The sequence below is a fragment of the Bifidobacterium sp. LH_558 genome (assembly GCF_056356295.1).
This window is the reverse complement of record NZ_JBKETZ010000004.1, coordinates 21,229-34,810: the sequence shown is the minus strand read 5'-3', so window position 1 is coordinate 34,810 and position 13,582 is coordinate 21,229. Positions and strand designations below refer to the sequence as shown.

General features: G+C 50.3%; 11 protein-coding genes. 1 reads left to right on the top strand and 10 read right to left on the bottom strand.

Going from position 1 to position 13,582, the window contains the following annotated elements; all coding sequences use genetic code 11:
* Positions 1 to 822 (top strand): hypothetical protein, encoded by an 822-nt coding sequence (locus tag AC1AV0_RS06455; RefSeq protein WP_476572301.1) that lies wholly within the window; start codon positions 1 to 3, stop codon positions 820 to 822.
* A 268-nt stretch (positions 823 to 1,090) separates the two neighbouring features.
* On the opposite strand, the gene AC1AV0_RS06450 is transcribed toward AC1AV0_RS06455, so the two are convergent.
* The 10 genes from AC1AV0_RS06450 to AC1AV0_RS06405 all read right to left on the bottom strand — a co-directional run bounded on the left by AC1AV0_RS06450 (position 1,091) and on the right by AC1AV0_RS06405 (position 13,579).
* The gene (locus AC1AV0_RS06450) at positions 1,091 to 2,032 is read right to left on the bottom strand and encodes a capsular polysaccharide synthesis protein (protein WP_476572299.1); all 942 of its coding nucleotides are present in this window, start codon (positions 2,030 to 2,032) and stop codon (positions 1,091 to 1,093) included.
* Positions 2,033 to 2,067: 35 nt separating this feature from the next.
* Positions 2,068 to 3,123: an NAD-dependent epimerase/dehydratase family protein gene (locus AC1AV0_RS06445; protein ID WP_476572297.1), complete on the bottom strand. Its 1,056-nt coding sequence runs from the start codon at positions 3,121 to 3,123 to the stop codon at positions 2,068 to 2,070.
* A 36-nt stretch (positions 3,124 to 3,159) separates the two neighbouring features.
* On the bottom strand, positions 3,160 to 4,911 hold the full coding sequence (locus AC1AV0_RS06440; RefSeq protein WP_476572295.1) for a thiamine pyrophosphate-binding protein: 1,752 nt from the start codon (positions 4,909 to 4,911) through the stop codon (positions 3,160 to 3,162).
* 13 nt (positions 4,912 to 4,924) lie between these two features.
* Positions 4,925 to 6,442 (bottom strand): lipopolysaccharide biosynthesis protein, encoded by a 1,518-nt coding sequence (locus AC1AV0_RS06435; protein WP_476572293.1) that lies wholly within the window; start codon positions 6,440 to 6,442, stop codon positions 4,925 to 4,927.
* A gap of 3 nt (positions 6,443 to 6,445) precedes the next feature.
* Positions 6,446 to 7,540, bottom strand: a complete 1,095-nt coding sequence (locus tag AC1AV0_RS06430) for a polysaccharide pyruvyl transferase family protein (protein ID WP_476572291.1) — start codon at positions 7,538 to 7,540, stop codon at positions 6,446 to 6,448.
* Positions 7,541 to 7,650: 110 nt separating this feature from the next.
* On the bottom strand, positions 7,651 to 8,499 hold the full coding sequence (locus AC1AV0_RS06425; protein ID WP_476572289.1) for a beta-1,6-N-acetylglucosaminyltransferase: 849 nt from the start codon (positions 8,497 to 8,499) through the stop codon (positions 7,651 to 7,653).
* A gap of 142 nt (positions 8,500 to 8,641) precedes the next feature.
* A complete protein-coding gene (locus tag AC1AV0_RS06420; protein ID WP_476572287.1) occupies positions 8,642 to 9,517 on the bottom strand; it encodes a glycosyltransferase family A protein in 876 nt (291 codons plus the stop codon).
* 130 nt (positions 9,518 to 9,647) lie between these two features.
* Positions 9,648 to 10,715 (bottom strand): glycosyltransferase family 2 protein, encoded by a 1,068-nt coding sequence (locus AC1AV0_RS06415; RefSeq protein ID WP_476572285.1) that lies wholly within the window; start codon positions 10,713 to 10,715, stop codon positions 9,648 to 9,650.
* Positions 10,716 to 11,015: 300 nt separating this feature from the next.
* The gene (locus tag AC1AV0_RS06410; protein ID WP_476572283.1) at positions 11,016 to 12,197 is read right to left on the bottom strand and encodes a hypothetical protein; all 1,182 of its coding nucleotides are present in this window, start codon (positions 12,195 to 12,197) and stop codon (positions 11,016 to 11,018) included.
* Positions 12,194 to 13,579 carry a glycosyltransferase gene (locus AC1AV0_RS06405; protein ID WP_476572281.1) on the bottom strand — a complete coding sequence of 462 codons (1,386 nt, stop codon included), beginning with the start codon at positions 13,577 to 13,579 and terminating at the stop codon, positions 12,194 to 12,196. Before AC1AV0_RS06405 ends, AC1AV0_RS06410 begins: the two co-directional genes overlap by 4 nt.
* Between the last annotated feature and the right edge of the window lie 3 nt (positions 13,580 to 13,582).

Below are 13,582 nucleotides of genomic sequence, written 5' to 3'. Positions count from 1 at the left end.
ATGAACATCCGTCACTGTATTTCCCGCGTATTGATCGCGACCGTAGCCGTATTCGCCTGTTGCGTCGCCACAGTTCCCGCGCAAGCGAACGAATCCCCCAACGAGACATTCGCCGTAACGGTGAACGAATCCGCGATATCCGTTACCGCCACGATTCCTGACGAGCTTATCGAAAGTGGATTCCCGCACATCTGGACCATGATTGACGACGCAATATGGGGCCCATACGGCGACGGCATCGACGCCACAGCATCGTTCGACATACCGTTCACTCCCGAATGCGGGACCACCTACACCATCACCATGTATGCGGGAGATAGTCTATCTGCGATAGCTGAACTCGGCACAACAACCGCAGCATTACCTGATTCCGTATGCACGCCCGGAGGCGACGCCGGGCAGCCCACTCCCCCACCTCCGACGGAACCGACCGAACCGACCGAACCAGCCGAGCCGGTCAAACCCGTTGAGCCCATCGAGCCATCTGAACCCACAAACCCCGTAGAGCCACCAAATCCGGTAGACCCCACAAATCCGACCGAGCCCGCTGAACCGACCGAGCCAGCAATTCCAACGGAGCCGACTGCTCCCACAAATCCAACTCCATCGAATCCCGCGACGTCCACAAATCCTCAGGATTCCCCAACCTCCGCAGACCCCACTTCAACACAAAACACCACCACCCCAAAAGACTCATCAACGCCGCTGCCCGCCACCGGCGTCAACATCGCCAACACCACGTATCTCCTAATCGCCATCCTGGCCATGAGCCTTGTTGTCTGCGGTTTCCTTCTGTCGCTCCAAAAAAGCCGTAACGCATAGTTACAGTCACAATTAAATTGTTGGCAAGTGTCGGCAGTATCCAAAAGGATGTGCACTTGTGGCTCGCTCTTCCTCATCAAGACCGAATCGGAAAGCGCGCAGGAATCCAGACGTTATCCTTCTTGCAGGCTGAACAATTCTAATTTCCCATCCAATCTCCAAGAAGGCATTTATTGGACCATGATGGGATTAGTGCGAGATAGGGCCGTGAACATCCTCTCGGAGACGACGTCCACGGCCCTATCTGCGATAGGACATAGCAATTTCGCTAGATTTGAGATGAGTGGTACAGGCTAGATGGTTCTTTCATTAGGAGTGCATATAGTGTCGGTTTGCCGGAGTCTGATATTGGCTGGTATTTCTCTTTCCAAGACAACTTATATAGAGAAGTGGAATCTGATGGACGGAAATCAGCTGTGGGCTTGTTCAGCATCGACTGCATGTACAGAGCGTCTCCGTTGTTGTCGGGGATGTCTTCAATGGCATTGTGCGCATCGGTTATGGTTGTGTACGCGAGGTTGATGACTCGGTCAACAAGGAGATAATCGATCATTATGTCTACTCTGCGATGATATTCATCAAACATATCGATAATCCATTTGAACAAGGGTTCGCCTGCGCATCCGCCCCAGCAATACGCCGTCCAGAAAAGAGACCATTGGGAATCCCATACTCCTCCGCGGAATGTCTGAATTCCTTGACGTATGGAAAAGAGTCGTTTTCCTTCTAACATCGAGTCGATACTGTCGGACATAAATAGAGTAGCGTCAAGCCAAATGCCGCCGTGTAAATACAATAATTCAAAACGTAGAAAATCAGAAAAATGTGTTAACGTGATTTCGCCGGTTTCTACATATCGTAAAAAAGATTTAGATCTTGGAGCGAAATCGGCAAAATTCTTCTCTGTTAATAAATGGACAGGACGATTTCCCGCGTGGTCAAGAACGGATTGATAGCATTTCTTTACAATTTCAGGAGCTTCCTCCAATCCTTGCCACCACATAATCCATATGGGGGCGTCCGAAGGAATCGTGGAGTTTTCCGTTGAATTCGCTTTATCGTATTGCACATACGGTGCAATACGTGTCGTCAAGAAAGCCTCAACTTTCCTTGAATACCATTTTCCGCACGCTGGTATTTTTTTAGATAGAAAACGCAAGAAAGTAATTGTGGGGCCGAAGTGATGTAAATAATTGATGTATTTCTTCATGAAGTATTTATCAACTTTCTTTTGACGCGGGTTGATTAGAGGAATCGTCTGATGAGGTATTTCAGGGTGGGTTTGGCTCCTGTTTTGGTGATGTGTTTCAGTGAGGGGGTGCCTCCGGTGAGTCGGTCGAATCGTCCGTTGCGGCCAGGGCTTTCGGGAAGCGCGGGGCTGTCGGGGGAGTTCAGGTAGGCGTGTAGTTGCGTCTGCAGTCCGGTTCGGGTGTCGGTCAGTTGTTCCTGTGTCAGGCCGGTGGCGGTGAGGATTTTGCTGTTGTCTATGATCCGGTCGTACATCCTGTCGTAGCGGATCTGGTATTTCGCTCCGTGCGCTTGTTCGAATTCGGCCATCGGGCAGTCCTTCACCACGAGCGGCACGATTCGCGCGTAGATGTCGGCCACCGTCCGCCATGTCTGGTGTTCCGCGGTCGAGACGGTGAACGCCTCGCCCATCGCCTGGTCGTTGCCGATGAGGAGGGCGATCATGCGGGCGACGTCGCCGCCCCAGGTCATGGTGGCTTGTTTCCGGAGGATCTCGTCGGGCAGGGGCACCGGGATGCGACGTTGAGCGCGCCATAGCCAGGCGTCGGATTCGTGGACGGCGAGTTGGAATCGTCCGCTCCCGTCGTAGGTGACGGCGGGACGGACGATGGTCCAGTTGGTTCTGCCGCTTTCGAGCAGCATGTCCTCGCAGCGGGCCTTGGCCAGCGCGTATTCGTCGGTCGCCAGATAGTCCGGGTCGTCGATCGTATCGAGGAGGCGTGGGGAGTTCTCGCGGATCACCGGTGAGTCGGCGTACACGCGGTAGGAGGACACGAACACGTATTGTCCGGTGGCGTTGAGGAACGAGGCGGCCCGTTCCCGGAACTCGGGCGTGGACCAGATCATGAAGTCGATGATCGCGTCCCAACGCGTCGAGAGCAGACCGTTGAGAAAGGATTTGTCCTTGGCGTTGCCGGTCCGGTACGTGAGGTTCGGGTCGTTCGAGGCCCGTTGCCTGCGGCTGGTCACGGTCACCTGGTGTCCCATCCGTGTGAGGAGTTCGCTGACGTGCACGCCCATCGCGCCGGTGCCGCCCAGGATCAGTACGCGCATGGAGGCTCTCCTTTCTGTTCTTCTTTCTTCCGTCGTCTATCGTCCGAGGATCTTCTTGATGGTGTTGATTCCCTTGTCGCCGAGCACGCCGCGGACGGCCTCTTTGACCATTCCCGCGGCGTTGGTCTCCAACGTGGACATGATGCGCAGGGCGTCGCTTTCGTTCTGGCTGTCGGTGAACACCTCGAAGAGCATGGGCTTGTCCGTTCGCTCCGCGGTGGTGAACCGGTCGATGTTGTCGTGGTATTCCTTTTTGCTGCTCGCGCTGAGGTATTCGAATCCGAGGTCCTGCGCGTAGTGCTTGAGCAGTTCGTGGGAACGGTCGCCGTAATGGCCACGCGCCGCCATGTACGCGTCGGCCTCCTGTCCGAATCTGGCGGCCTTGTGGTTGTAGTTCTTGAACTCTGTGCCGACGCCGTTGTTGATGACCATGATGCGCACGTTCCCGCCGACGTGGTGGTTGCCGAGCGAGTTCAGGTCGTAGAAGCACGCGAGGTCGCCGATCACGCCGAAGAAAAGCTTGCCCGGCGAGGCGAGGGAGGCTCCGATGAGCGAGGACATGCAGCCGTCGATGCCGAAACCTCCGGTGTTCGCATAGCAGCGGATGGACGGGTCCACCGGGAAGAAGTTCCAGCTGCGCAGCGAATTCAGGATCGCCAGATGCAGCACGGATCCGGCCGGCAGCTTCGACGCGGCCCGTTGCGCGCACCAGATGTTGGAGAACGGCAGGGTGGGGATCTTCGACCTGAGCTTCGCGTCCTCGGAACGCCACTCGTCGAGCAGACGGTTCGCGGGAGCCTCCGGTCCGCCCGCCTGCGGCGCGTAGGCCTCGAAGAACTCGGCTTCCCCCATGTCGAAGACGTACCGCAGTTTGTTGAACGCGTCGCAGGGTTTGCCGTCCGGGCTGACCCGCCAGACCTCCTTGGCGTTCGGGCTCGCGTAGGCTCCGGAGATCTCGCCGATGTGGATCATGACGTCCACCATCCGGCAGGCGGGCATGTAATTGGTCTGGTTGAGCAGCAAGACGGCCTCGGCCCAATAATCGCCGGTGTAGTTCGAGGTATGGTCGCCGATCACCACGGCTCCGTGTTCGCGGCAGAAACCGTCGACCGCCCTGGTGAGCCGTTCGCTCCATACCGTGTGGGCTCCCACGTACACGGCTGTGCGCTTGCCCTCCAATGTCGGAAGTTCGTCGCCGTGTTCGACGCGGTCGACGTAGTGGACCGCAGGCAGTTGCGCGACGCTGAAATTGTCGCTGTACGTGGTCACGAGGTTGACGTGCACGGGGCCGCCGCCGTCGCGGGTGAGCTCGAGCAGCGCGCGGTTCAGGTTGGCCTCGCACAGCCAACGGTCGTCGTTGCTGTGCACGGACGGGCATTGCACACTGGTCCTGCAGACGTCGTTCGGCTCGCTGGTGCGGTCGAGCATCTGCGGGGACATGTTGCCGGCGCGGCCGAGGTGCTGGGAGCTGGTCACGGCCAGCACGGGAAGCTTGCGGTAGTACGCCTCGGTCAGTCCCGGCATGTAGTTGCGCGACGCGGTCGCGCCCGTGCAGGTCAACGCGACGGGCTCGCCAGTTTCCGCGGCCATGCCGCACGCCATGTAGGCCGCGGAACGTTCGTCCACGGAGGAGAAGACCGTGAAATACGGGTCGCGCTGCAGGCAGGCGACGAACGTGATGTTCGTCGTTCCCGGGCTCGCCACAATCCTGCGCACCCCGTGGTGCTTCATGAGCGCCACGAGGATCTGCACGTTCGCCTCGTCCGTGTATCCGGTGGATGTCATCATCGTTTCCTTTCGTTTAGAGAGAATTGGGAGCCGTATGGCGGATTCTTCGGATGATCGCTGCCCGTTCCTCGCGGCGCAGCCCCAACGGCCATGTGGCGGCGAGGAACAGCAGCGAATAGCACACGCCCCACATGAGGAACGTCGCGATCCCGTCCACCGCGATAAACCGCGTTCCAACCATGCAAACGAGGACCACGGCCGCCGTGTACAGGACGACGGGGAGGTTGCTTTTCCAGAAGTGGACCATGTCCAGTCCGATGCGGCGCTGGTAGTACCAGTTCATGAACAGACCGGTTCCCAGCACCACGCTGGTGATGTAGCCGACCGCCGGCGCCCAATAGCCGAGCCGCGGTATCAACGCCAGGGTGAGGGCGACGTTGAGGGCCGCGGTGCAGACGTACGCGACGCTGCGGGCCTGGTGGCGGTTCTTCGCGCGTTGGATCTCGATGCCCGTGTTCTGGGTGAGGGGGACGGCCAGGGGCAGCGTCATGGCCAGCGCCAGATAGTACGCGGCGTCGTTCTGCGGCCCCGCCCATATGTGGACGAAGTATCGTCCGACGACCGCGAACCCGCCGTAGACGAAGCAGAACAACATCATCTGGTAGCGTCCGACGCGGGTCATCAGAAGGGTGAGCTCATGGTTGTCGTCCGTCGCGGCCACCATGCGGTTGATTTTGGGGACGAACACGTTCGACATCACCCCGGACAGGGAATAGAACACCGACCGTATCTGGACGGAGATCGAATACACCGCCACCATGGCGGAGCTGGCCAACGCCCCCAACAGGAAGTTCGGGACCTGCTGGTTGACGAGCTCGCACACCTGGTTGAGGAGGATCCAGAAACTGAACGCGGCCAATCCCCTGAGCAGCGCGAAATCGAGATGGCGCAGCGAGAACCGCATGCCGAGCTTGCCCACCGCGAAACGGATGTTGAGCGCGAGCAGCACGACATTCGTGGCCAGCTGCGCGCACGCGACCCCGACCGCCCCCATCCCGAGGTTCAGCAGGACCACGGCGAGGACCGGGGTGAGGACCGTGGCGAGCATCTGGCGAGACTGTTGGAAGAAGAACCGCTCGTGCACCAGCAGGAACGCGTCGAACACCGTGGAGAACAACGTGACGGCGACGTTGACCACCATGACGGACATCAATGATTTCGCCAAAACCATCTCGTCCGGGGTCAGCCCCCTGGAGAACAGGTTCTGCACGTTCGCCACGAACAGGGAACCGAGCAGCAGACAGACCACGACGATCACCGAATACAGGACCAGGTACATGCCGTTGAGCCGGCGGATGTCCTCCTCGCCGCCATGAGCTTTGCGCTGGGAATAGAAACGCACGTACGCTTCCGAGAAACCGAAACTCAGCAGGGTCAGCGAGAAGACGAACGAATTCGACATCTGGAACACGCCGTAATCGCCCTGCCCCACGAAATGGAGCAGCAACGGCGTGTACAACAGGTTGACGAGATTCTTGACGACGATGTTCCCATACCCCATCACCGCGCCGATCCTACGCTGGCTAGCCATCGCCTACGCCTCCATGGCCTTGTCGAGCCACGCCCAGGACTCGGTACGATGGCGTTCTAACAGCCGGTCGATGTTCGCGTAGTCAATCTCTGGGGCAAGGCCAGCGTCCATCATGGTGGCGTCAAGTTCAAACAGCCGGAACAGGGTCTCCATACGCGAATTCATGCTGCCCTTCATGCCATCTCGATTGAATACAGTAAATTGCTTATGGAACAGAATCGAGAAACAGCAAGCGTGGTAGGAATCAGTGAACACATACTCCGCTTTGGAGAACAGCTCCACGAAATCCTGCGGACCCGCCACATACGTCTCCGGATCGCGTGGGTCAAGCATACGCCGTATCCTGCACCCATACGCCCTTGCGCACTCCTGAATGGAGTACTCCTGCGCCGCGCTTGGCTTCCCCAGGAAGTACGTGAGCACGTATCGATCATCATCGGGCACAAAACCGCGGGTGATGGAACGCCAGCTATCGGCAGCGAGCATCAACGTCGGATCCAACACCACCACCGCCTCGAGACCCGTCATCTCCCCGACCAGCTCCCTGGCACGATCCTCACGCACCGAAATCGCCCTCAGACGAGGCAGATACTTCTGAAAAATCGGTTCGATATCGGCATCGACCTCCGAGACACCGATACTCGCGGCGTAACTAATGATCGGAACATCAGCCGTGACAAACGAACCAAGCCGCAGGGCAAGATCGGTCTTTGTCAACCATTGATAATTCCAAACCTGATCAGAGCCTAACACTATTTTTCTCAGATTAATATCTTCTCTGCGTCGAAGCCCTTTTCGAGCAGTAAGGGCAAACACATCATTAGGAACAAATCTTTTAGTAAATAATTTATTTTGGCGCAGTCGCTGAAGATATCTCAGCACATTTTTCTTTTCTGAAATAAGTTTCCTTAGAAATTCCAATATTGGACGCAAGTAGTATTCCAATAAAGACAATCTGTTGACATCAAATTTTATCGTGGTGCATATTGAAGGACCTCCAAGAAGTTGGGTGAGCGCATAATTCTGTAACCGATTTCCATAATTGTCATCATCATTGAGCGTGATGATACCTATCCAGTTCTGTTGATTCTTCGACATCGACGACAACCCTTTCTATCACCTTATAATTTTAGGCCCGCAGGCTCCCATTTTGCTTTATCCTATGCATATATTTCGTATAAATTGGTATCTGCTTAATCCAGAGTTCATCACTCGGAACGAACATGTTCAGCGATTTGTTCAATGATAAGGGAATCGACATCTTCATTGAATTTCCTTGCGAATAGCATAGGTGATTGTATCAAATCGATATAATCTGTATTTCTAAATGTATATGGTGTGCCTCTTTCCCAATCGATCAGACGCATGATGGAACTGTAGTCATCATCAGATTCAGGATGAAAGAGATTCTTTATAAATGGTGAATTAATAAAAATTGTTTGTAGAAAAATTTCATCACCACAAGAGGAACTATTAAATAGATTTGTGTAAGAAGACCACTGGAGAATTAAATATTCAACAAAAGGTTTTGTAATGCTACACCAGTTTGCCCCTTTGCCGAGTGGTAAATTCTCACCTATACGATCTATGTTACACTTTCGCTGAATGTATGTAAGGATTTTTTCAGCAGCATAGTTGTGTTTTCCTAGTATGCTTTGAAAAGGATGGTAAAAAGAAATTCTTTCACGAGTTTCAGGAGTGATGCTCTCATTACATTCTGTGAAATGTATAAATTCATAACCGGAATGCTGCGAGAAAAAAAGATCTATATAATCCATACTATGCAATGGTAAATCTGCGCCAGAAAGTAAATGGTAATAGTCACTCTCAGTTAATAGCGCTTCCTTAAGTAAACTGATTTCGCAGTCAATCTGAGATCTACTTCCCCACCTGATACGACTGCGCGGAATCATTCGAATCGATGCCTTCTTCGGAAGTTGTATTGCCGATGAATTAAAACTTCTAGCATTAGCGTCAATATGAAGAATGATTGAATTTCGCTCATCATCCAATAAAGAGATTAATGTGGAGAGCTGTTTCCAGTTATTGTGAGCCATAATGCAAAAAGCATGTTTCATAGTTTAAAATTTTATATCAAGATGTAGACGTCAGTATAGACTAAAATGATTGTTAATGCGATTAAATGATTTATTTATAGAATATAAGAAAACTGCAGACCTGGAATGTATTAGAGCCGCATTAAGATACGCTTTTCCATTTTTTTAAAAGAATTTTTGCAAAAGGAATACAAAAAAGAGTCAGAGTTTTCTTTTTTGAAGATAAAATTAACGGTAAAGCCTTTTTCTCTAGATAGAAATTATAGGTTAGCCAAAGAATTGTCATTTTAAGAACTGCATATAGACGAATATGCTCTGAAGAAGAGAGGAAAGCATTCGTGCGGTCTATCATCCCCTGAGGAGATGAAAGTTTGCTTTTCCTTCCATTATTTGTAAGCCCGTCTTGGAGGTAGTCTCCTGAATATATTGGCTTACGAATATGCACCATGTCATATTTTTCTGATAGCCTTACCCATAATCCATCTTCAGAATAAAAGTACTCCCCGTCGAATTCTGGGAAAGGGTTGTCTTTTAAGATATCAGTGAAATAGACTTCAGCTCGATCTCCGATAGCATTCCTTATCTTTGAATTAATTCGAGCTTGAACATAAGAAGTTATAACTACATCTTTAGAAAATTCGTTTGTATTAATAACTCCATCTGGATATTGTCGAAGAAATGAGTATCCGCAGATTTTTTTTGTATCTTTGTACTTTTGGTGATACTCAAGAATTATTTCAATAGCGTTTGGTAAGAGCCAGTCATCATCATCAACAATAAGTGTTAGAAAGCCCTTTGCATATTGAACTCCTTTATTGACAGCACGATGCTTTCCTCCATGTGACATTGTTCTTTTGATTATTGGGAAAATGCTATCATCAAATGAATTTAATACTTCAATTGTATTGTCGGAACTGTCGTCATTAACCACAATCCACTCAAAAGTTTTATTACTTTGCTCGCAGAGGGAGGAGTAAAGACGTTTCAGTAAATCTGATCTGTTGTGCGTTGCGGTCACAATAGATACAATAGGTCTGCACATTTTTCCTCAAATTCTTTGATATATGTGATATATATTACAGATGTTATTTTGTAGAGTATATCTATATAGTTTAAATGTTTTATGACTGCAAGAATATTTTGTTATTTCAATCATCTAGAGTTGATGATGGTTTCGATAAGCGTGAAGTGATCACTGTTTTTGTTTTACTAAATAGTTTTTGCTTGTGATGTTTGGCTCGTCTTAGAAAGTCATATAAGGCATAATGTCCAGAAAGAACTAGGCGATAGTTAATCTTGCGCATCCGTGCGTCATTTTGAAATATCTGGTTCTTTCTCCAATTGGGGAACATATTGTTCATCTCCATAATGAGTAATGGCGCAGAAGGTGCTGAAGGCCCTTCCCATTCGACTGCTCGAGCCACTCCTGCAAATTGTATGTGTTTGATGGCTAGATATTCGATATAGGGCCTATATGCCATTGCGTCATTGTTTTGCATCCATGTCAGTATTGATTGAAACGCCTTGACGATATCCATCAGTCTTTCGGGTTTTATTTCATGCGTGATACTTGTTGATCGCATTCTGCAGTAGTAGAGTGGCACACCCATTGTTGCCACCCGATCTACAAGCATAATCAGTGGCGCAATTGATGCGAGATCTTCCCCTATATAAATGCCTTGAGATAAGCGCGCTGACGATTTTGAAAACAAGTCACGTCGTATGAGCTGTTGCCAAAGGGCAGAGCAATTACACAACAATACAGCCTTGTCAATGTAATGCAATGGAAGTCCATTGTCGGTGAGTTCCCATCTACCTATTGCAGTACCATTGGAAGTTACGCGAATGACATTGATGCCTAATATATCTGGTTTCTCCTGTTCAATAGCATCGAGTACTTTCAACTGGGAGTCCCAATCGATGTAGTCATCGCTGTCAAGAAACTCAATATATTCACCGGCTGCCATTTCGATGCCGGTATTGCGTGCCGCGTTTTGTCCACCATTGTCACGTCGAATGATGTGGATTGTATTCGGACTTTTTTCTGTAAGCTTATGTAGCACAGTATTGGTCTCAGTTCGAGATCCATCATCGACAATAATAATCTCGATACGAGGTTCTCTGTGTTTTATGAACGGTGATAGACAATCACATAAGTAGGATTCCTCGGTGTTATATACCGGAATAATAATGCTCACCAAAGGATTTGTTGCCATATATTTCCTCCGTAAGAATCACAGATCGTCGCTAAGATTAAGCGATAGGAAGCAATCGCCCGCTATTGTCGTTTTTCATACTGAGATTTCGATTCTGCTGTAATGCGAGAGTGATCAGTTTCGTTGTTTTTGTGACAAAGAGACGGTGATAAACTCGGAAACATATCTTTAGAAGACGATTTGAATTAATGACATCAGGAACATATTTGCTTTCACTGCAAGCGATGATGAAGATTCTCATAGTTTCTTCTCTATGTTTATGGTGGTTATAAGAGTTTGAGAGCGAAGGTTTTCATCGAATTATGCGTTTCGAGCGATCCGAACAAAATGTTCCTCCTGCCGGTGTCCCATATTAATTAGTCCAATCGTGATGTATGTCACTGCCCAACCGAACATTGAACTGATGGAATCGGCAGTGGTGAGATTCAATAGATGAAATGTCATTATCAAAGCGCAGTATCTATTGTTACGAGTCAGATTCCAGTAGTTATTGATAAACAGAAAGGTCGCCAACGGGGATAGCTCCAAGGATATGCGTACAAGACACATCTCAATACTTGCTCCACGTGTCGCCTCGACGGAGCCGTACCCGAATGATTGATATCCATTAGATAGAAGTGTTTGAAGAAAATTTGCTCGTCCCATAGTGAGCTCATTCAAATTTTTGCCGAACACCACAATTGTAGACGCAGCTGTTGTTAAGAGATAAAAGTACGTCATAGCTAGGGCAAAGAAAAGTAATTTAAAAACGAAACCACTGGACTTCGGCAGTTTCTTATTCATGTTACAAATCGTTGGTAACAAAAAAGCGATGATAGCGAAGATGATTGCTAGACGTTTGAACGTTGCCACAGCGAATACAACTGAAAGAATCGTATAGAACTGTGATGAACGATAGAAACAGAAGAAGAAGCACAGTGCGATTGCAAGGGCCGCGAAATCATTCGATTCTAGAGGAGATGTGGACTCTGTAAAGCTGCTCTGCCACACATCTGCCCATGAAACACCGCGAAGAGCAAGTTGAATGAGATATCCGATGAAAGACATGATAAGTGTTACCTTCATCCCAGACAGGAGCTGAGAGAAGTTCATCACATTCAATGACACATAGGCAAATAGGATTGGAGTCAATAGATTCAGCAAGTCTCGAATTTGCCATGTTGCAAATTCTCCACGGTAAAGAATGAGCGCACAAGTCAACATCAAAAAAGTCAGAAATACAAACAGCAACTGTTTTGTTTCCCGCCAAAACGTCATGTAGGATTTCTGGCTTGCCATGTAGCAGATTCCAAAGAAAATAACTCCGCCCATAGTGAGATATTTAGAATCAGTAATGGCGCCCTTCATGTTCAAGGTGACGAATATACCGTCTGTGAAAGCCTTTAGCGCGAAAGTAATGACAAAGAAAACGATGGTTAACTGCGCAAAGATGTTGGCAGTGCCAAAAAAAGCCAATGAATGAAGTTTGCCTCGTCGGGTCATGACAAAATGTCCTTTTCTAAGCTTCTGCTTCGAGTATCGGCATAGAGTCTCTCTAAAGCCTCCACATATATTTGTTGCTGGCAGTGTTCATCAATATATTCATTGCAATGCCACTGGATAGCTTTATATCTTGTCTTGTTGATGCGTGTGCTTTGGTGAATTTTGCTGGCAAGATCGTCGGCACTGCCGGATTTGAAGGAAAATCCAGTACGGTCTTCTTCCACGAGCTCGGGGATTCCGCCGATATCCGCTCCGATTACCGGTGTTTGGGCAGCCAACGACTCAAGCCCGGAATAAGGCATATTCTCACGCCATTCTGAGCAAAGCACGGAAAATCGGGCGTTGCCGACCTCGTATTGGAGGTCCTCGCCGGTTTTATAGCCCAGGAGTTTGATGCGGGATTGGGCTTCGGGACCTGCGGAGTTGATCATCTGTTCGATGGTCTGGCGTTCGGAGCCGTCGCCGACGATGTGCAGGTTCCAGTTGGAGGGGAGCACGGGATGGGATCCCTCGACTTCACTTCGCTCCGCTCGAGATGACGAAGAAGACGCTGGAACGGGCTGCAATCCTGCGGCTTTGAGGAAGGCCTGCACGAGTGTGAGGATGCCTTTTCCCTTGCTGAGGCGTCCGAAGAACAGGAAGTAGGGGTGTTGTCCGGCTGCTTCGTCCTCGAACTTGTGGGTGTTGGCCACCTTCTGGGCCATTTCCATCTGACTGGTGGTCAGGAAGTTCTGCATGGCAACGACACGGCCGGCGTACCCGCCTTCTTCGAGTTTACGTTTCATGAACTCGGAGGGGGCAATAATCAAATCAATCTTGTCGTAGCTCTTGTGCCATTTGAGGAATTCGGCCTCCATCATGGCCAGAGCGCTTTTCGCTTTGGACTCCTTGACACAGGTATTGTCCAAGGCATGCTTAAACCGACGATCCAAGCACAAGTCGCACACCTCGCCGTGCCCGTTCACCATCGTGTAGGCGGGGCAGAGCAAGATGTAATCGTGCGCGGTGTAGACCACAGGCACATGATGTCGTTTCAAATACGGGGCGTCCAGGATCGACAACGTCAGCTGGCGGTGCACGTTGTTTAGATGAATCACGTCCGGTTTGAATTCTTCCAACAGCGCTTCAAACTTCCGCCTGGCCTCAAAGGAATAGATAAGGGTCGTAGCTTCCTCAATCTGTCGGAACGCGGAAATCTTGCCCACGTAATCTTTTTCGGAAACGAAGTACTTGCTCCAATAGTTGGCCTCGTTATTCGGATGCTGCATGGAGAAGAACGCGACTTCATGACCAAGCGCTTGCAGTCCTTCAGCCAATGCGAAGAAATATGTCTCGGCTCCGCCTTTACGGTAGAAATACTTATTTACTAGAAGAATCCGCATCGG

Bases quoted from the DNA above. Each gene is read 5' to 3' on its own strand.
- AC1AV0_RS06455 (WP_476572301.1), top strand. From the start codon at position 1: ATGAACATCCGTCACTGTATTTCCCGCGTATTGATCGCGACCGTAGCC.
- AC1AV0_RS06450 (WP_476572299.1), bottom strand. From the start codon at position 2,032: ATGAAGAAATACATCAATTATTTACATCACTTCGGCCCCACAATTACT.
- AC1AV0_RS06445 (WP_476572297.1), bottom strand. From the start codon at position 3,123: ATGCGCGTACTGATCCTGGGCGGCACCGGCGCGATGGGCGTGCACGTC.
- AC1AV0_RS06440 (WP_476572295.1), bottom strand. From the start codon at position 4,911: ATGATGACATCCACCGGATACACGGACGAGGCGAACGTGCAGATCCTC.
- AC1AV0_RS06435 (WP_476572293.1), bottom strand. From the start codon at position 6,442: ATGGCTAGCCAGCGTAGGATCGGCGCGGTGATGGGGTATGGGAACATC.
- AC1AV0_RS06430 (WP_476572291.1), bottom strand. From the start codon at position 7,540: ATGTCGAAGAATCAACAGAACTGGATAGGTATCATCACGCTCAATGAT.
- AC1AV0_RS06425 (WP_476572289.1), bottom strand. From the start codon at position 8,499: ATGGCTCACAATAACTGGAAACAGCTCTCCACATTAATCTCTTTATTG.
- AC1AV0_RS06415 (WP_476572285.1), bottom strand. From the start codon at position 10,715: ATGGCAACAAATCCTTTGGTGAGCATTATTATTCCGGTATATAACACC.
- AC1AV0_RS06410 (WP_476572283.1), bottom strand. From the start codon at position 12,197: ATGACCCGACGAGGCAAACTTCATTCATTGGCTTTTTTTGGCACTGCC.
- AC1AV0_RS06405 (WP_476572281.1), bottom strand. From the start codon at position 13,579: ATGCGGATTCTTCTAGTAAATAAGTATTTCTACCGTAAAGGCGGAGCC.